Raw genomic sequence first — 18713 nt, 5'->3', positions numbered from 1 at the left:
GAACGGCGATGTCTGCCGAGCTGTTTAGGCGGGCAGGTCGTTGGATTGTCGAGATGTTTGATTGCAGAGCTCCAGCGTTGGTCGCTCAAGTTCAGTCGTTTGTTCGGTGGACGTTTGAATGAAGCCTTCAACGTTTCGTGGTGCGAATCAGGGGTCGTGGATCACTCCGTGGTCCGGCATTGGTGAAGCTGGTGCGTGAGTCCGAATTCTTGACGAATTCGGCTACGTTGGGGGGCGTTGTATGGGGCCGTGCTTGCGCTTCGGGGTGCGACGGAACACTTGTAGCTGGATTCGCCAGAATTCAGATTTTCCATCGCTCAACGGCTAGTGGATTTCGTTGGTAGGTTGGCCGCTCTTGGCCGACATCGACTGTTTTGATGGGCAAGAGTGCCCATCCTACATGTGTGCGAATTCTTGACGAATTCGGATGTGGTGGTGGTGTTGCTCACTCGGCGAGTTGAGGGCGATTGCCGGGGCCGGAGGGGCCAGCCACTTTAGGCGGCATCGTCGACGACGGCCCCGTCCGGGGCGACATGGCGGTGTTCGCACGTGGTCTCGGGGCTTTCGCCCCGAGCTATCGATGGCGGCCCCTCCGGGGCGAGTTGGGATATGTGGACTTGTGGTAGCTGGATTCGCCAAGAATTCAGATGTTTCCCTCGCTCACCGGCATTTGGATTTCGTTGGTCGGTTGGCCACTCTTGGCCGACATCGACCGCAACGACGGGCAAGAGTGCCCATTCTACATGTGTCCGAATTCTTGACGAATTCGGATGCGGGTGGAGAGGCGTTGCGTGGGGACTTGCTGACGTTGGGGTGGAAAGACTCGGGGGTGGAACGGCCCGTCACTCTTTCGTGCCGTTCGTGGTCTTGGTGAGTTAGAATGCGGGGATTGTTGCCTCTTGATGGGATTGGTTTGTGATGTGTTTTGGCGGTTGGGTTCGGTGTGGTCTGTTGTGTTTGGCTTGCGTCGGATTGGGCGGTGGTGATGGGGAGGTTGGTGCTCAGGAAGCGGCCGCGCGGGTGAAGGTGACTCCGGAGGTTTCGCTGGATGATGCGGCTTTGCTCGCTCGGATTCGGGCGGGGATGGTTGAAAAGGAAGCGGTGAAGGCGGGGGAGATGACGGACTATCGGGAGACGATTCCGAAGTCGGGGGTGGAATTTGAGATGGTGGCGATTCCGGGTGGCGAGTTTTTGATGGGCAGCCCAGAAGGTGAGGTTGATCGGTTGGAGGATGAAGGGCCGCGGCGGAAGGTGAAGGTCTCTCCCTTTTGGATGGGCAAGTGCGAGGTGACTTGGGATGAGTACGAGCCGTTCATGATGACGGAAGTTCGGCGCGAGAAGCATGGCGGCTGGACGGGCTTTGATCCCGCGGTGCATGACGCGGTGGATGGTGTGAGTCAACCGACGCCGCCTTACACCGAGATGAGCTTTGGAATGGGGCAATCGGGCTATCCGGCGATCTGCATGACGCAACATGCGGCCAACAAGTACTGCCAGTGGCTGAGTGCGCAAACGGGGCACTTCTATCGTCTGCCCACGGAGGCTGAATGGGAATACGCGTGCCGCGGGGGGACGACGACGGCGTATTCATTCGGCGACGATGCGATGGAGGAGTACGCTTGGTTTTACGACAACAGCAATGACAAGTATCAGAAGGTGGGCACCAAGAAGCCGAATCCTTGGGGGCTGCATGACATGCACGGCAATGTGTCGGAGTGGACCGCGGACGCTTACGGCGAGTCCTATCCGGTGCCCGATGATCGCGGTGTGTTGATCAATCCGTGGACGGTGCCGGAAAGGTTGTATCCTCGCGTGGTCCGCGGTGGCAGTTGGTACGACGACCCGGATCGGTTGCGGTCAGCGGCGAGGCTGGGTAGCTCCGAAGATTGGAAGCAACAGGATCCTCAGTTGCCGAAGAGTTTGTGGTATCACACGGATGCGACGTGGGTGGGATTCCGCGTGGTGAGGCCGATCGAAGTGCCGACGGTGGAAGAGATGGATGCCCATTGGAACAGTGCCCGCGGGAAGCGGTAGTAGCTGGATTCGCCAGAATTCAGATGTTTCCCTCACTCACCGGCTTGTGGCTTTCGATAGTAGGTTGGCCACTCTTGGCCGACATCGACTGCTTTGACGGGCAAGAGTGCCCATCCTACGTGTGTGTGATTTTTGACGAATTCGGATGCGTTGTTGGCGTTGTTGACGCGGCGGGTTGGGGCGATTGCCGGAGCATCGGGCGGCATCGTGGACGACGGCCCCGTCCGGGGCGACATGGCGATGTCCGCGTGCGGTCTCGGGGCTTCCGCCCCGAGCTATCGATGGCGGCCCCTCCGGGGCGAGTTGGGAAGACTCGCCTCTGCGAAGCATCGGCAGGGTGCCATGTGAGACATAGCCTACGTGCCTTGCTAAAGCGGCGGGTAGCGACGGAAAGCTTGTAGCTGGATTCGCCAGAATTCAGATGTTTCCTTCGCTCACCGGCTAGTGAAGTTTGTTGGTAGGTTAGCCAATCTTGGCCGACATCGACCGCAACGACGGGCAAGAGTGCCCATCCTACGTGTGTGCGAATTCTTGACGAATTCGGATGCGGTGGTGTGGCTTTGCTGCGGCGGCTTGGGGGCGTGGGCTGCCCGTTATCGTTTGCTGTTGAGCGTGTGCTAGACTGGGTTGCAATGTCGATTCGGGGTTCGGGGTTGATTTGAATTCGTTTGGAGGCTGCTAGAGATGACAACCACGCTTCATTTGTCGCTCGCTGAATATGACTCCATGGTTCGTGTCGGAGCGTTCGATCAAATCGATCGAAAAGTCGAATTGATCCGAGGAGAGTTGATCCAGATGAATCTTGCTGGTCCCCTCCACGACGATTTAATCACCTACCTGACGAATTGGTCGGCTCGCGGCGTTGACCCTGCTGTGAGTCTGATCACATCGCAAACCGGATTGGACCTTCCTGAGACTCAGTCTCGTCCCGAGCCTGATTTGTTATGGCTGCGAGCAGCCCGCTACCGCGACGCGCATCCGCGAGCAAGTGACGTGCAGTTGGCGATTGAAGTTGCGTTCAGCAGCTTGGCTTACGAATTGGAGACCAAGCGGCGTTTGTATGCCGAATCGAACATCGTCGAATATTGGATCGTCGACGCACAGGCCCAATGCGTCCATGTGCATCGTCACCCGGTCCAAGGTGACTACCAAGATCGCAGTGTCAGCACACGCAACGACATTCTTTCGCCATTGATCCAGCCCTCTGCAAAGCTTGAGTTGAACGATTTGTTCCTTGGTTAGAGGTGATCTTCGAAGTCGACGACGGCCCCGTCCGGGGCGACATGGTGGTGTCCGCACGTGGTCTCGGGGCTTCCGCCCCGAGCTATCGATGGCGGCCCCTCCGGGGCGAGTTGGATTGCGTGGACTTGCCGTAGCTGGATTCGCCTAGAATTCGGATGTGGTCCCTTGCTCACTGGCTTGTGGATTTGGTTGGTAGGTTGTCCACTCTTGGCCGACCTCGACTGCTTTGACGGGCAAGAGTGCCCATCCTACGTGTGTGCGAATTCTTGACGAATTTGGATGCGTGGCGAGAGGTGGGGGAAAGTGGCGAAGGGGGTTAGATGTCTTCGTCCTCGTAATCTTCCTCGTCCTCGTATTCCTCTTCGTCGTAGACCTCTTCTTCCTCTTCCTCGTCTTCGTATGCTTCTTCTTCGTCGTTGCTGGCTTGCGTGTTCGTCGGTGGACCTTCGTCGGTGTTGCCTTGCATTTGGTTCCACTGTTCCATCGTCAGCAAGACTTCGCGGGATTTGGAACCGTTGTACTGACCCACGATGCCGTCTTCGGCCATGTAGTCGATCAAGCGGGCGGCTCGACCATATCCAATCCCGAGGCATCGCTGGATCAATGACAGCGAACCGCGACCTTCGCGGATGACGACTTCGATGGCGGACTCGTAAAGCTCGTCGCGTTTGCGAAGGTTTTCGACATCCATCTCGGATGCGTCGCCGTCTTCGTCGTCGATCTTGAGGTTCATCAGCTCGCCGACGAATTGTTGTTCCCCGCCGCTGCTGCAGTGATCGCAAACGCGGTCAATCTCCGCGTCGGATAGATAAGTGCCCTGCCCTCGAATGAGCGTGCTGGTGCCCGGCCAGAGAAACAGCATGTCGCCGTTGCCGAGTAGCTTGTCCGCACCGTTTTCATCCAAGACAACGCGACTGTCGGTCTTGCTGGCGACTTGGAAACTCAAACGTGCGGGCAAGTTCGATTTGATCAAGCCCGTGATGACGTCCACGGTTGGTTTCTGCGTTGCCAAGATCAAGTGAATTCCAACGGCACGACTCTTTTGAGCCAAACGGATGATGTGCGTTTCGACTTCCTTGCCCGCCGTCATCATCAAGTCGGCCATCTCGTCGGCGATGATGACGATGAAGGGCAGCTTGTCAGGCACGTCTGTGCTCTCGTCGTCTTCATCGACTTCCAGACGACGCAGGACTTCATCGCGGCCCAGGTCATTGAAGCTGTTGATGTGGCGCACACCGGCTTTGGCAAGCAGTGAGTAACGCTCTTCCATCTTTTCAACGGCCCAGCCGAGGATGGCTTCCGCCTTCTTCATGTCCGTGATGACGGGGTGCATCAGGTGCGGCAAGCGACCGTAGCCGGAAAGCTCGACCATCTTGGGGTCGATCATCAGCATGCGGACTTCGTCGGGACGACAGCACATCAGGATGCTGCTGATGATCGCGTTCAAACAGACCGATTTACCGGTACCCGTTCGACCTGCGATCAACAGGTGAGGCATCTTGGCCAAGTCGACTGGCATCGGTTCGCCCGAAACGTCTTTGCCGAGGAAGACCGGGATGTTCATCTTGGAGATCCGCGAATCGGATTCTTCGATGACATCGCGAAGGCGGACGACTTGGCGGATTTCGTTGGGGACTTCGATGCCGACCGTGTTCTTACCGGGGATCGGTGCAACGACGCGGACGCTGGGGACTCGCAGTGCGATCGCAAGGTCGTCGGCGAGGGCGGTGATCTTGTTCAGACGAAGTCCGCTTTCCAGTTCCAACTCGTACTGCGCGATGACCGGGCCGATCTCGACATTGGTGACGGTGACGTTGAATCCGAAGCTGCGAATGGTGGACTGCAGCAGTTGGCTCTTGCGGAGTGCCTCGGCGTGTTGTTCTTCGTAGTCGAAACCATCGCTGCCCTCCAGCAATTCCAGACTGGGCAAGTGGTACTCCGATACATCGTTGGGTGCGTCTTCTTGCACCGCATCATAGAGTTCTTGCTTGGCGTCTTTCTTCTTGGGCATCTTGATCGTCGGCGCGGCGGTTTCCTCGTGAGAGGAATCGTTGCGCAACGTTGTCGCTTCGCCTTCGATCTCCAAATCGCGGGTGGGGGCTTCGTCTTCTTCCTCCTCCCATTCTTCGTACTCGTATTCGTACTGTTCTTCTTCGGTCTCGGGATCGTCCTTGGCCTTTTTCCGGCTGGCACCCAAACCAGCCGCGGCAGCGAGCCCGGCGGCGCCGAGCTTGGCGGCTTTGGCGAGACCCGAGGCCGGCGTGTCATCAGTAGCTTCGTCCGATTCCTCGACGGCAACGGCTTCGCGTTCTTTGGGTTTACGGAGCTTGATCGTGGGAGCGGCATCGGCCGGTTCGGCGGGATCGATCCGACCGCCGTTGGGATCCAGTGACTCGTCGTTTTCGTCACCATCGATCAGGATCGGGCCGTCGGTGTCGCTGAATGGTTGACGTCGTCGACGAAGTGTAACGGGCATGGCGTGAGCGGCTTTGGCAAAGCCCTTCCGCGACGCTTTGGCACCGCCGAGCAACACGGTTCGTCCGGCGTAGACCAGCATGTAGTCGGTGGTCAGCAACAGCCCAACGGCCAACACCGTCAACGTCAGGATCCACGAACCAACGGGATGGAAGTGTTGCAGGAGGAACGCCGAGGTCATGGCCCCGAGGTAGCCGCCGTTGCCGACGACGGGCATGCCGTTCAGTTCGATGTTGGTCATGGCCGCGGCGGTGGTCACGGCCAGCAACGTCACGCAGCCACCCAAAGAACGCAGGACGGGCGCGTTCATGTGGCCACGCACCAAGAGCGCCGTGGAGATGCCTCCGCCCGCCGCGATGACGAGCGAGGATCCAATGCCGACGGCGCTGAGCAGCATGGCGGAGATCAGTGCCCCGAGTGATCCGCAGGCATTCTGCACAACATCATTGGCCGGGTAGATGGCCATGTCCGGGGTGAAGAATTGGCTGAGCGGCCAAACCGGCGTGGGGACCGGGTCGGCCGGATCGTGCGTCAGAACGGACACGAGCGTCAACAGCGTGACGGCAACCAGCAGCAATGCTGGGACGTCACGCCGAATGTCCACCGCGCGAGGCGGGGCGGATTCTTGCGTTTCAGCGTCGGCCGTCGTGGTGGACATGGCGTTGAGTCGGAAAGGGCGGAGTGTAGCTGGATTCGCCAGAATTCAGAGGTTCGAGTTGAGTCGCGTCCGAATCCTTGGCGAATCCGGCGACGGGTTGGGCGGTGACTCAGTCTTTCGTCGTCTGTCCGGCAAGGTGCCCTACAACTCGACCGCGGCGAGCGTCATAATCGCTCGTTTTCCCCAACGCATCACATTTGGATGCCCACGGACCCGTGGGAACGAAAACGGCATGTTTGACGACAAAATCGGCGAGCTCGGAGTCACCTTCGACGATGTCCTGTTGCAACCTCGATACAGCGAGGTCGTTCCCAGCGAGGTCGACGTCAGCAGCCAGATGACCCAGCGAATTCGGCTGCAAATCCCGCTGATCTCCTCACCGATGGACACGGTCACCGAGTCCGAAATGGCCATTGCCCTAGCGAAAGAGGGCGGTTTGGGCATTGTGCACAAGAATTTGTCTGTGCGTCGTCAGACCGAAGAGGTGCTGAAGGTCAAGCGATCGGCCAACGGGATCATCATCAATCCGGTGACGCTGAATCCGGAGCAAAAAGTCAGCGAAGCGGCTGAATTGATGGATCGGGCGAACGTTTCCGGGATTCCGATTGTGCATTCCGACCGCACTTTGGCGGGGATTTTGACCCGGCGTGACCTGCGGTTCCTCGAGAACCCCGATTTGCCCATTTCCGAGGTGATGACCCGTGAAAATTTGGTCACTGCGGTGGGGACTGTAACGCTTGCGCAAGCTGAGAAGATTTTAACGGAAAAAAGGGTCGAGAAACTTCTGCTGATTGACGAAGAAAGAAAACTGACGGGGTTAATCACGATTCGTGACATCGACATGATGAAGCGTTACCCGCGGGCTTGCAAAGATCCGCAGGGGCGACTTCGGGTCGGAGCCGCGATTGGCGTGGGTGACTACGAGCGGGCGGAAAGCTTGATCAACAAAGGCGTTGATTTGCTGGTGGTCGATTCCGCTCACGGACACAGCCGCAATGTGATTGAGACCGTTCGAGAGATCAAACAGAACAAGTCATGGGACATTGATGTCGTAGCGGGGAACATCGCAACGGCCGAAGGCGCATCAGATTTGATTGCGGCGGGGGCGGACGCGGTGAAGGTCGGCATCGGTCCAGGATCGATCTGCACCACACGGGTGATCAGCGGCATTGGAGTGCCTCAGGTCACCGCGATTTTGAACGTGGTGAAGGTCGCTCAGGAGAAGAACATTCCAGTCATTGCGGACGGAGGAATCCGTTTCAGTGGCGACATCACCAAAGCAATCGCCGCTGGGGCGAGCACGGTCATGATCGGCAGCTTGTTTGCCGGTTTGGCCGAAAGTCCCGGCAAGATGATTCTTTACCAAGGACGCACGTTCAAGGCGTACCGAGGCATGGGATCGATGGGCGCGATGGTGAAAGGAAGTAGTGATCGGTATCGCCAAAAAGGCACCGAGGCGGGCAAGCTTGTCCCCGAAGGTGTCGAAGGACGCGTGCCGTTCAAAGGCCCGCTCAGTGATTACGCCTACCAGTTGGTCGGTGGTTTGCGTGCGGGCATGGGATATGTCGGTACACGGACGATCGAAGAACTCCGTCGCGATGCGAAATTCATTCGCGTTTCGGCGGCCACGGTGAGGGAGAACCACCCGCATGACATTGCGATCACTCAAGAAGCGCCCAACTACAGCCCGGATGTTCATTCGGGCGACGCCAGTTGATTCGGACGTTGCAACCGCCAGTCGCCTGACACAATGTGCAGGGAGACTGGGTTCAGCCAAATTGAATTCAGCCAAATCGGCTCGCCGTCGTTGGTTGGCCGGTTGGATTGCGGCCGGCCTCGGTGTCGGCACCTTCTCTTTCGCGGCTTTCTCGGCACCGTCCGCGATCCAGGCCCAAGACAGCTTTGGGCCCACTCGCGTGACCGATCAGGTTCACCCGCTGGCCCATCCAACTTCGCCAGCGGCCCAGCCGGCCAATTCCTCTTCCGCGTCGCTCGGCCAACCGATCCCGCGAATGCGGACATCGGATTTGCTGCGAACCACGCCGACCACGCCAGCCAGCTACCAGGCGTCGCGTCAGCACGTTGCCGCGAATGCGGGCGTGACCAGCACCACGGATGCAGCCCGTCGACCCGGTTGGGATCTGCAGTGGCGGAAGAGCCCACAAGTTGCCTCGCAAGAAGCCGCTCGAATCAGCGATCAAGCGTTCCAACAACCGGCGATGCAACCCGCCGCGGAAGGCAACGCGTTTCAACAATCCGTCGCTCACGCCCAACCGATGAGCCAAGCGGGCTCGGTTCGCGAAAACACGCCGCAGCCACAACCCATCCAGCGCGCGGCATTCATGCAGCAAGCAGGTGGCGGGTTTGAGTTGCCCGACTTCGATCCCGCGCCAGCGGATGCTCAACCAATTGCCCCACCGACCACTGGCAACGGTGCGGGGAGTCAGCCAAACTGGAATGCCAATCCATTTCGAGATGAAGCGGGTGGTTTGCCGAACACGACACCAAACAATCCGGCTGGCTCGCCCATTGAGATGGTGCCACCTGGCCTCGAAGAGCTGCCTTCGCCGGAAACCTTGCCAACGCAACCATCGGACAGCTTCGGGCAACCCGATTCGTCGATTCGTGACATGCTGGAGGACGAGTCCAACTTGCCGACTCAGCCGCAGCCGTTGGAGCTTGCACCCGAGACGGAAACCTCACCCTCGGATCGTTTCAACTCAAACCCGTTTGAACGACGAAGCGAAGACGAACGAACACGCGATGAGTTGGATCGGATGGAACTGGAGGATCCCGCTGAGGATCGCTTGCGGCCCCAGGCGGATCGTGACGACGCGGCCATCATGGGTGACGATGGTCCCAACCGTCGCTTGAGTGGTTTGTCTTGCGATGACTTCCGAGAACGCATCGCCAGCCAAACGATTGACTTGGTGTCCTTGGACATCAGCCCGCCGTATCGTCCCGACATCATTGACGAAGCCGAATACCAAAAGGTCAAAGAACGCTTCGACGAACGTCAAGAATCACGGACATGGCGAAGCATCGACGGACGAACCATGGGCACCGGTCGCTTGGTTGACTTGGCCTATGAAAAAGCGGTCATCGTGACCGAGTTTGGAACGCGAGAAGAGTTGCCCATCAACCGACTCAGCGAATCGGATTTGGGATTCATTTCGGAGAACTGGGGATTGCCGACCGAATGCTTGCTCGAACAAGTGGATTTCCAACCGCGTCGTTGGAAACCCACCACCGTGGTTTGGGCGGCGTCCAACTTGTGTCACAAGCCGTTGTACTTCGAAGAAGTCAATTTGGAACGCTACGGCCACACCGCCGGCCCCGTGTTGCAGCCCGTGTTGTCGTCGGCTCACTTCTTCGCCAACATCGCCGTGTTGCCGTACAAGATGGGTGTCCACTCTCCGCACGAATGCCAATACGCGTTGGGGTATTACCGACCTGGCAACTGTGCTCCTTGGATCATTCCTCCCGTGCCGTTGAGCTTGAAGGGGGCTTGGTACCAAGCCGCCGCCGTCAGTGGCACCGCATTGCTGGTTCCTTGATGGTGAGGCAACCGGTGGTGTGACGCTCGCGCTGGCGACTCACAACGTCGCTGGATTCGCCAGGATTCAGTGACGTGCGGTATGCCCGGGGGCGTTTGCAGAATATCAGCCGGTTCGTCCCATGGAATGTGACGGCCGCTTTGCTGCGGGCAAACTTTTCATCGGAGTGAAGTTTCGATGAAGTCGGGCTGTGCGGGAATTACAGCCCCGTGTGGTTGGCCGGGAAAGCAAACGTTTCGCTATAACGTTTGTCATGAACACGACCTCACAAGGATCCACGAATTCGCCTGGTCTCGAATCCGTCGCCGAAATGATCGAGCGGCTGGGGGAGCCCCCGGCGGACGTGTGGAACCGATTGGTCGCTGAAGCTTCGAACACGCTCGGGCGGGAAGATGACCCGAATGCGGACGAGAACGCACTGCGATCTCCTGGGCATGCGTATTGGCAAACTCACGGCGTGGATCACCAGGGCCGATTGGTCCTGGTGTCGGACGAGTTGACGTCGGAGGAGCTTGGCGAGACAGAACCCGAGTCGGATGACGTCGTTGCGGACAACATGGTGTTGACGCAATTTGATGAGGGTGTTCGATCGAAAAGGACTCGAGAGAAGAAGTCTCGTTCGCCAAAGGTCATTGCGTTGAGCGGCGGGCTGATCGTTGCGGGGCTGCTGTCGTTGTGGCTGTTTTGGCCAAGCCGAGGCGCCGCGGTGGCGGAACGTTCGTCCGTGGCTAATTCAGCACCGGTCACGGATCGAGGTGGATCCCCCTCGCAACCAGCGACGGCAGCCGGCGGGCGAAGCTTCGGCAACGAAGACGAGTTGGAGCTGAGTAACTTGATCGAAGCGGACGCGAGTGTCGATCAAGGCTTTGATGATTCAATCGCAGACTCATTGGCGATGAGCCCGACGGATGTCTTGGGAGAAGTTACGACGCCAGCTTCGACTGGTTCCACGGATGATGATTCGATGGCGGGTCTCGCGTTTTCATTGGACGCATTGATCCCGGCCGCGATGCAGGAAGATGTCGGCGCAGAGGCGACGTCCGATGAGACCGCGGGTACGACGGATTCGGCCGACATGGAAAGTCGCGATGGTGAATCGGTGGCTTCGTTTGGTGGTGGTGAAGAAGCCGATGTGATGAGCGATGCAGAATCGGACGTGATGGACAGCGATGCGGTCATCGAATCGACGTCGCGGTCGATCAGCGATGATGCACAGGCGATGTTTGTCGCGTTGCCGCCACTTCGTGATGCGGTCGAGGTTGAAGGAAGTCTGCTTGCAGTGCCAGCCAACGCGCTGAGCGACGCGACGTTGGAGTTCCCCAGCAAGGAGTCGCCCTACCGCGTGGTTGGTCCGGCCGATGGCAATTGGTCGATCGAAAACGCGGCGACCGGACAGGCGGTTGCGGAGATGAAGGCGGAGTCCGACGGACTGCGGTTTGCATGGTTGGAGAAGTCGGCCAGCCGCGACCTGAACTCGCTCTCGCATGCTTGTTTGTCGTCGGGTTCAGGAAAGCAAGTTTACCTGCGACCAAGTTTGGAATCGGATGCGATTCCTATCGATCTGGCGTCGCGAGATGTAACCACCAAGTGGGATTTGACCGCGCCGCCGGAGCCCAAACAGACTCGTTTGACGTTGGGACTGAATGTTCCCGAGGGCGTTGATGTTGGTTGGATCGAACCGATCGAAAACGAGTCGCCGCGAAAGGTTCGCGGTATCGCCGTGCTCAGCCAGCGAGATTCGGAATCCGTGGCTGTGGTGATTCGCGTCGACATTCAAACCACCAAAATGATGACGGCACGGGTTCGTTTCGGAGCTCGTTTGGACCCGTCGATGCCGTGGCAGTGGACCGACCGGAAAGACGTCGCGACGACCTTGGCGGTGGTCACGCAGCAGATGGAACTCGCCGACCAACGATTTGCGGAGTTGGAGGTCGCCATCTCGCAAGCCGGACGTTCACGTGCGCGACGATTGGAGTCGAGACTGGAGCAACAGCAGGAACAGCTCGGACGGCAGCAGAAGAATCTGCAGTTGTTTTCGGAGAGACTGGCGGAGCTGGACCAGTTGATTGCTACTTTGGCTGGGCAAGCGTACCTGGAAGCTGACTTGACGGTGTCGTGGCCCGATCGGGATCAGCCGGTGTTGCGGTTAGTCAGAGGAGTGGAATAGGGCTGGTGTGGGATCGGGCGGCTTGCGCCGCAACGCGAAGGAACAATTGTTAGCGGGAGTACGCGAGCACTCCGGTGACGATGCCGGACGATCGAACTTGGAAGGAACGCGTCGTTCTCCGATTCACTCTTCCACACCCGCGTCGTCTTCCTTCGCTTCGGCAGGCATGTCAGGTTTGTCCGCTTTGTTAGCGTTCTCACCCGCGTCGGCCTCGCCTCGTTTTCCGCGTCGCGATCGTCGTTCGTTGGGTGGCGGGGTTTCGCCATAGACTCGATCGGGTTTGATCTCGATCGTTTCGGCTTTGACCTTCGTTTCGTCCGGCGGTTGATAGAACCCACGCACATGAACCGGGTCACCGGGCTGAGCCATCGATAGGTTGTTGACTCGGATCTGCAGTTCCAATTCCGGTGAAGTCATGGTTTGCACGGGGATGTTGCCGGCACGCAAGGCCAAGCCGCCTTGCGGATTCAACGCCATCAGATTTCCCACCACGGTCACCGGGCCACTGGGAGGCCCGTTGTTCCCTCGGGCCGCGTGATTGTCGGAGTGAACGCCAGGTTGATAGCGTTCTCGTTCGCGTCCCTTGAGCATTTTCGGATTGACCGGAGCGAACAGCTCCAGCTTTTCGACCGGGGCGAGCGGCGTTCCGGTGGGACCCAGGTTGGCTCGGAAACGAACCAACATGCCGGGACGCAGGTAGGCGGGCAAGGCTTTCGCAATGAAGGTGAGTTGAGCCGGTGAGTCCGGCGTCTGCACCATGACTTGCGTGCCATCTTCTCGCTCCACGGTCAGGATGTTGCCGCGGGAAGCCACCAGCCTTGCGTCGAAGGAAGTGACCTCGTTGGCGACGCCTTGAGCTGCGCCATAATTCTGTGCCCCGGGTTTGAATCCCTGTGCACATGCCTGCGAGTCGCCGGAGAGGCCGCCTATCATCCCGGTCAAAACCAGCATGCCGCTCCAGCGAGTGAAAGCGGCGGCGAAACGAGTCGATCCACAAACGATCGACGGCGGGGCGAGCAGCGACATGGGTTGCCTCAGGTGGGAAGGAGGGAACCCAAATTATAACTATTCGTCGTCGGCACGCATGAAAGGCGTCAGGACCAGCGAGTAGTCGCAGAATTCTTCCGCGTTGAAATACAGATCCAATTCACGCTTGGCCGACTCTTCACTGTCGCTGGCGTGAACCAAGTTCATCTGACGGCTGCTGCTGAAATCGCCTCGGATGGTTCCGGGAGCGGCTTGCAAACCGTTGGTCGCGCCCAACATGTCGCGAACCACGCGGATGACTTCCAACCCTTCCAGAGCGATTGCCACCACGGGAGCGGAAGTGATGAAGCTTTCGAGCGACGGGTAGAACGGCTTTTCGACGTGCTCGGCGTAGTGTTGCTTCGACATCTCAGGCGTCACTTGCAGCAATTTCATCGCGACGATGTGCAAGCCCTTGGCTTCGAAACGGGAGAGGATGTCACCGATCAAGCGGCGTTGAACACAGTCGGGCTTCAGCAAGACGAGGGTGCGTTGCATGGCAGGAGCAAATGGTTTGGAAGGTGAAGTTTGATAATCAAAAGCTGCCGAAAGATCCTCGGCGGAGCAGAAAAATACTCAACCAAGCGATTCCTCGAAACCCGCCCGGTCCGCGCCCGTGTCACGCGGCGTTCCGTTCGACCGAGCCCGTTGCTCCAGCCATCGCAGCAGCAACCCGCCGGCCAGCGTCGAAACGCCCTCCCCAACCGTCCACCAGCCGGGCAATCCGGACATTGCGTCCACGAGCAATTGCAAGAGCCCAAAGAGCATGGTTCCGATGGCGGCCCAGCCGATCAATTCACGGTATCGCGGCAGGTCGCTGGACAGGATCAGCAACAGCGATCCGACAAACCCGTACAGCAGCGACAGATTGCGAGCCAAGTAAAACGTCAACGGCGAATTGGGGAACGGATCGAACCCGAGTTCTTCCGCCATTTCGATCATCCATTTTTCGGGCATGATCGCGGCGGCGAAAGCGAGCAGACTCACGCCGCCGACGAATCGCAAAAACCACTGAAGCTGTCGGTCAGGCGTCATCATCGTTCCATGGAAGCGGTGGGGAGGTCTCACACAGAGTGATCGCGTTCACGGCGGCCGGTGGGATCTCGACCGCGCGGTGTTGTTTCAAATCCACGAACACCCATCGTGTTTGGACTCGCGCGAGCACGGTTTGATCCGCCGGCCGAGTCACCATGTAGTGGCGTTGGCAGGAATAACGATTCCAGCTGGGGATCCAGGTGCGGACAATCACTTCGTCACCCGCCAAGGCTGCGGCTCGATAGGTGATGTCGTGCCCACGAACGACCCAGCCGAATCCGTTTTCCAAAGCCGTCGCCGCATCCCAACCCTCCGCGGCGCTGTGATCCCGAGCCGCCCAAAGCGTCCATTGCAAATACCGCAAATTGTGGACGTGCTGTTGGGCATCGATCTCGTCGATCGCAACCGTGTGGTGGAGGTCAAAGTACGGGCGTGACATGCGGGGGATCGGGGGCGATGGCGAAGGATTCGGATCGAAAAGGCGAGGGCGTATCATCCTATCGCGGCCGAGCAATCCTCGAACCAAGCAATCCTCGAACCCAGTGTCTTTCTGGTGAGGTCTTTCTGGTGAGCCAGTGTCTCACTGATGAGATTGAACGGATTGGTGGTGGTCGCTCGTCACTTGGAAAGTGGTGGCCAATTGGCGTTCGACCGGCCTCATGGAATGTCTTCGGCGGCGACCTCCCAGCCACAATCTTTGGCCTTCGAACCTTTCCACACCGCAAAAAAGTGTTTTCTGCGGGCCATATCCCGCGATCCAGCTCGGAATCCACTGCGTATTCAGTTTCCACGGCGTAACAATCAACCCGGTAGGCCACCTCGAGTCCCATTTACCACCTCGATCACGGCCGAAATCCCGATTTCTGAAGGAGCATTTGATGCCGGTATCCTCGATCCAAACCTTGTTCTCGCGTTCGCTGGCCTCTTTCGCGGCGATCGGGATGATGGCGATTTCGGTGTCCTGCTCACAAGCCGCTCCGCCTCAAAATCAGTCCAGCGATCCCAACGCGAATCCCAACTACAACGGGTTGCCGCTGGATTCGGAAATCGTGGACGTGAAAACGCGTTCCGGTGAAAAGATCGCGACGCTGGCCGGCGGATGTTTCTGGTGCACGGAAGCCGTCTTTGAACGCATGGAAGGCATCAATGATGTGGTCTCGGGTTACATCGGCGGGAAAGTCCCGAACCCGAACTACGAGCAGGTTTGCGGCAAAAAGACGGGCCACGCGGAAGCCGTGCAGGTCTACTACGATCCAGAAAAAACGAACTACGAAGAGATCCTGGAAGTCTTCTTCAAAACCCACGACCCCACCACGCTCAATCGCCAAGGCGCCGACGCGGGACCCCAGTACCGAAGCAGCGTCTTCGTCCACAACGATGAGCAACGCGAGATTGCGAAGAAGGTCATCGAGAAGATGAGCAAGGAGTACCGCGATCCCATCGTGACCTTGATCGAACCCGCCACCAAATTCTACGTGGCCGAGGAGTATCACCAGGATTACTTTCGGTTGAATCCGAACGCTGGTTATTGTCGCGCCGTGGTCGCTAACAAGGTTCGCAAGTTCAATCGAACCTTTGGCGATAAGATCAAAGACTCGGCCAAGTAGTGTTTGGGCCGGCCGCTGTGTTTTCTGGGTGATGCGTTACATTGGTCGTGTGCCCTGGCTGAAGCTACGGGTGGGAAAGTAACGGCATATGTGACGGCAGCCTTGTGAACGTTGGACAGCCAGAAAAGCGATACCAGAGCCAGACGCATGCGAGGGGAGCGGTCGTTTCCTTCGTTGGCGTTGCGGGCCGGTGTTGTTTGGCGGGCCGATGTAGCTTGGCGGGATGGCTCGGTTACCGGACGGCTTGCGCCGTGCCGCTTCAATGTCAGCGTGCTTTGCTGATTGTCGTCAGTGTCATTTGGGGGCTGTCCGCTGGTGCGGAGGTGTCTCAAGCTCAAGTGGTGCAGCTTCCCAGCGTGCGACGGTTTTCGTCGACGGGCGGCATGTTGATTCCCGACCGTGGCACAGGCACGTTTGGAGGCGGTAGTTCGTATCAGAGCGGACGAGCGTCACGGCGTGGGCTTACCCACGGAACAGCCATGGGCGGTTCCGCACTTGCCGGCGGTGTGTCGGTTTCGGCAACCATCATTGATCAAGAAGAGATGGACCGACAAATTTTGGGCGATGATCCTCGCTCGTTCGCGGCGAAATCATCGACCGAACAAACCATCGCGGATGCGAAGGCATTGGTTCAGAACGCACGTCGTTTGTTGAATGACGGTGAACGCTTGCGAGCCCAAGGGGCTTACGAATTGGCTCTGCATCGGTTGAGCCGTCTGACAAAGCATCCATCACCTTCGTCGAAGTCATCTGTCAGCACCGAGAGGTCCAAGGCTGCTGATCCGCATTACCTGTTGGCTTATGCAAAACGAGAATACGCTCACCACTTTGGTCAGTTGCCCGCGTGGATCGCTTCGCCGAACGATCGGCTGCGTGCCCGTGCTTCGGTACATGCCGGGGAGGTGAAGCGGTGATTTCGCGTCGGATGGGTTTGCGTTCTTGCCGCGATTTCAGTCGCCGGTTTGGCGTTGGATTGCGAGCGGGTGCGGATTTGTTGAAGTTGCTGGAGAGCGAGGCCAAGCACGGTTCCGCTCGTCAGCGAGTCGCCATGACCAAAATTCGCGAGGGTGCGAAAGACGGGCATGCAATCAGCGAAATGATGCGGAAGGAGTCATCCTTCTTCCCGCCATTGATGGTCGTGATGACTCGCGTGGGCGAGACGACTGGCCGGCTGGAACGCACCATGTTGGCGCTCGCTGAACATTACGCGCAGCAGTACACGTTGCGTCGGAATTTCATTCTTGCGATTGCTTGGCCCGCGTTGCAATTCTTGATCGGCATCGGCGTTGTGTCGCTCATGATTTGGATCATGGGAGTGCTGACGCCGGCCTCAGGCGGTCAGATGGAGGACATGCTTGGTTTCGGCTTGCGCGGACCCAAAGGTGTCCTGATCTTTTGGGCTTACATCGCCGCGTTCGCAGCCATGCTCGGCGGACTTTATGTTGCCTTCAGTAAGAACGTCGGTGGGGTACAGAACATCGTGCCGTTGGTGTACCAGGTTCCTTCGATTGGACCCGCGATTCAGACCATCACACTGGCTCGGTTTGCGTGGACGTTGTCGCTGTCGTTGGACGCTGGAATCAATCCGATCGACTCCATCAAGCTATCGCTCGATTCCACTGATAGCTCGTACTATCGAAGCGGAGCCAAGCCGGCCGAGGATGCCATTCGTGGCGGCGCGACCTTGAGCGAAGCATTGAATGGGACTCATTTGTTTCCTGAGGAGTTCATTACCCAAATCGAAATCGCGGAACTTTCCGGCACCGACGCGGAGTCCATCGACCAGTTGGCCAAGGACTATGACGAGCGTGCTAAGGGGGCAATGAAAACTATCGCGGGAGTGGCCACGGGGATCATTTGGGTGGCCGTTTCAATGTTCTTGATTTTCATGATCTTCCGCATCTTTGGAAAAGTCATGGGGTTTTACCAGCAGGGATTTGAGCCGATTTGAAATCGCCAAAATGAGGTGCTTCAGATCAATATTCGGACACGCGATGCGGTTTTTGCCTGGTTTTGAAGCAAATCTGGCTCTCGGTGCGATTGCTCATCTTCGCAACCCTGGTCACTCGTTTATAGTCCTGGGTTGAGTTGCGACCGCGAGCGTGCGGCGAGCTCGACATCTCGTTGTTGAGCAGGCGGACTCCCATGGAGCACGCCGATTTCGCCCGTCGTCTTTGCGACCGCCTCGTTTTTCCACCGATGCCCATGATTGCCCCCACCAACCAGAATTCGAACAAGCCTGTGGCCGACAAAGAACCGACCTCCGAACGAACTCCCTTTTTTGTCGACAAGAACGCGCCTCACAACGACCGCGTTGACTTCCCACGGATTGAGGCGGCTGTCCGTGAGATCTTGGACGCCGTGGGCGAAGATCCTGAACGAGACGGGTTGTTGGAAACGCCGGCTCGCGTCGCGCGGATGTATGCCGAAATGTTTGCCGGTTTGCATTCCGATCCCGGTCGCCATTTGGCCAAGGTGTTCGAAGAGGACTATGACGAAATTGTCTTGGTCCGCGACATCAGCTTTTGCAGCATGTGCGAGCACCACCTGTTGCCGTTCACGGGCAAAGCTCACATCGCTTATCTGCCCAGCGGGAAAGTCGTCGGACTGAGCAAGCTGGCACGCGTGGTGGAAGAAGTCGCGCGGCGTCCTCAGGTGCAAGAACGTTTGACGCACACGGTTGCCAACTTGATCGAAGACCGTCTGTCGGCTCGCGGTGTCGCCGTGGTGGTCGAGTCCACGCACAGTTGCATGACGATGCGTGGCATTCGCAAACCCGGCAGTTTGTGCTTGACCAGTGCGATGCGTGGTGCGTTCAAGACAGATCCGAAATCTCGCGCCGAAGTGTTGGGTCTGATCAACCGCCAATCGAACTGACACGCCCGTTGTTTCGGCGGCGCACGATGTCGGTC

14 protein-coding genes are annotated in these 18713 nt (G+C 58.3%); 9 read left to right on the top strand and 5 right to left on the bottom strand.

Annotated features, from left to right (window positions below):
• Window positions 1–918: 918 nt before the first annotated feature.
• Together LOC70_RS09660 and LOC70_RS09655 are read left to right on the top strand one after the other, a co-directional pair.
• Complete coding sequence (locus LOC70_RS09660) at window positions 919–2034, top strand: formylglycine-generating enzyme family protein (RefSeq protein WP_230253401.1); 1116 nt, start codon at window positions 919–921, stop codon at window positions 2032–2034.
• A 684-nt stretch (window positions 2035–2718) separates the two neighbouring features.
• Window positions 2719–3276, top strand: a complete 558-nt coding sequence (locus LOC70_RS09655; protein WP_230253400.1) for a Uma2 family endonuclease — start codon at window positions 2719–2721, stop codon at window positions 3274–3276.
• 316 nt (window positions 3277–3592) lie between these two features.
• Here the strand turns inward: LOC70_RS09655 and LOC70_RS09650 are convergent, their stop codons facing one another.
• Window positions 3593–6409: a DNA translocase FtsK gene (locus LOC70_RS09650; protein WP_230253399.1), complete on the bottom strand. Its 2817-nt coding sequence runs from the start codon at window positions 6407–6409 to the stop codon at window positions 3593–3595.
• A gap of 232 nt (window positions 6410–6641) precedes the next feature.
• Here LOC70_RS09650 and guaB point away from each other — a divergent pair, with 232 nt between their 5' ends.
• From guaB to LOC70_RS09635, 3 genes are all read left to right on the top strand, one after another.
• A complete protein-coding gene (gene guaB, locus LOC70_RS09645; protein ID WP_230253643.1) occupies window positions 6642–8126 on the top strand; it encodes an IMP dehydrogenase in 1485 nt (494 codons plus the stop codon).
• Window positions 8127–8187: 61 nt separating this feature from the next.
• Complete coding sequence (locus tag LOC70_RS09640; protein ID WP_230253398.1) at window positions 8188–9966, top strand: hypothetical protein; 1779 nt, start codon at window positions 8188–8190, stop codon at window positions 9964–9966.
• Window positions 9967–10219: 253 nt separating this feature from the next.
• Window positions 10220–12133: a hypothetical protein gene (locus tag LOC70_RS09635; RefSeq protein ID WP_230253397.1), complete on the top strand. Its 1914-nt coding sequence runs from the start codon at window positions 10220–10222 to the stop codon at window positions 12131–12133.
• 123 nt (window positions 12134–12256) lie between these two features.
• Here LOC70_RS09635 and LOC70_RS09630 read toward each other — a convergent pair whose 3' ends face one another.
• The 4 genes from LOC70_RS09630 to LOC70_RS09615 form a co-directional block, all read right to left on the bottom strand.
• Complete coding sequence (locus LOC70_RS09630; protein WP_230253396.1) at window positions 12257–13159, bottom strand: hypothetical protein; 903 nt, start codon at window positions 13157–13159, stop codon at window positions 12257–12259.
• A gap of 39 nt (window positions 13160–13198) precedes the next feature.
• Window positions 13199–13657 (bottom strand): nucleoside-diphosphate kinase, encoded by a 459-nt coding sequence (gene ndk / locus LOC70_RS09625; protein WP_230253395.1) that lies wholly within the window; start codon window positions 13655–13657, stop codon window positions 13199–13201.
• A gap of 78 nt (window positions 13658–13735) precedes the next feature.
• Window positions 13736–14197: a hypothetical protein gene (locus LOC70_RS09620; RefSeq protein ID WP_230253394.1), complete on the bottom strand. Its 462-nt coding sequence runs from the start codon at window positions 14195–14197 to the stop codon at window positions 13736–13738.
• Complete coding sequence (locus LOC70_RS09615; protein WP_230253393.1) at window positions 14184–14633, bottom strand: acyl-CoA thioesterase; 450 nt, start codon at window positions 14631–14633, stop codon at window positions 14184–14186. The genes LOC70_RS09620 and LOC70_RS09615 overlap by 14 nt, the downstream gene beginning before the upstream one ends.
• Window positions 14634–15072: 439 nt before the next feature.
• On the opposite strand from LOC70_RS09615, the gene msrA reads away from it, so the two are divergent.
• The 4 genes from msrA to folE all read left to right on the top strand — a co-directional run bounded on the left by msrA (window position 15073) and on the right by folE (window position 18678).
• Window positions 15073–15801 carry a peptide-methionine (S)-S-oxide reductase MsrA gene (msrA, locus tag LOC70_RS09610; protein WP_230253392.1) on the top strand — a complete coding sequence of 243 codons (729 nt, stop codon included), beginning with the start codon at window positions 15073–15075 and terminating at the stop codon, window positions 15799–15801.
• Window positions 15802–16052: 251 nt separating this feature from the next.
• The gene (locus LOC70_RS09605; RefSeq protein ID WP_230253391.1) at window positions 16053–16715 is read left to right on the top strand and encodes a hypothetical protein; all 663 of its coding nucleotides are present in this window, start codon (window positions 16053–16055) and stop codon (window positions 16713–16715) included.
• An 11-nt stretch (window positions 16716–16726) separates the two neighbouring features.
• Complete coding sequence (locus LOC70_RS09600) at window positions 16727–17752, top strand: type II secretion system F family protein (RefSeq protein WP_230253390.1); 1026 nt, start codon at window positions 16727–16729, stop codon at window positions 17750–17752.
• A gap of 254 nt (window positions 17753–18006) precedes the next feature.
• Window positions 18007–18678 (top strand): GTP cyclohydrolase I FolE, encoded by a 672-nt coding sequence (folE, locus tag LOC70_RS09595; RefSeq protein WP_230253389.1) that lies wholly within the window; start codon window positions 18007–18009, stop codon window positions 18676–18678.
• Window positions 18679–18713: the final 35 nt, after the last annotated feature.

This window comes from Rhodopirellula halodulae, from assembly GCF_020966775.1.
GTDB lineage: Bacteria > Planctomycetota > Planctomycetia > Pirellulales > Pirellulaceae > Rhodopirellula > Rhodopirellula halodulae.
This window is presented reverse-complemented; position numbering and strand designations above follow the sequence as displayed.

Coding starts and splice junctions, on each gene's coding strand:
- LOC70_RS09660 (WP_230253401.1), top strand. CDS start 919: ATGTGTTTTGGCGGTTGGGTTCGGTGTGGTCTGTTGTGTTTGGCTTGC.
- LOC70_RS09655 (WP_230253400.1), top strand. CDS start 2,719: ATGACAACCACGCTTCATTTGTCGCTCGCTGAATATGACTCCATGGTT.
- LOC70_RS09650 (WP_230253399.1), bottom strand. CDS start 6,409: ATGTCCACCACGACGGCCGACGCTGAAACGCAAGAATCCGCCCCGCCT.
- guaB (WP_230253643.1), top strand. CDS start 6,642: ATGTTTGACGACAAAATCGGCGAGCTCGGAGTCACCTTCGACGATGTC.
- LOC70_RS09635 (WP_230253397.1), top strand. CDS start 10,220: ATGAACACGACCTCACAAGGATCCACGAATTCGCCTGGTCTCGAATCC.
- LOC70_RS09630 (WP_230253396.1), bottom strand. CDS start 13,159: ATGTCGCTGCTCGCCCCGCCGTCGATCGTTTGTGGATCGACTCGTTTC.
- ndk (WP_230253395.1), bottom strand. CDS start 13,657: ATGCAACGCACCCTCGTCTTGCTGAAGCCCGACTGTGTTCAACGCCGC.
- LOC70_RS09620 (WP_230253394.1), bottom strand. CDS start 14,197: ATGATGACGCCTGACCGACAGCTTCAGTGGTTTTTGCGATTCGTCGGC.
- LOC70_RS09615 (WP_230253393.1), bottom strand. CDS start 14,633: ATGTCACGCCCGTACTTTGACCTCCACCACACGGTTGCGATCGACGAG.
- msrA (WP_230253392.1), top strand. CDS start 15,073: ATGCCGGTATCCTCGATCCAAACCTTGTTCTCGCGTTCGCTGGCCTCT.
- LOC70_RS09600 (WP_230253390.1), top strand. CDS start 16,727: ATGGGTTTGCGTTCTTGCCGCGATTTCAGTCGCCGGTTTGGCGTTGGA.
- folE (WP_230253389.1), top strand. CDS start 18,007: ATGATTGCCCCCACCAACCAGAATTCGAACAAGCCTGTGGCCGACAAA.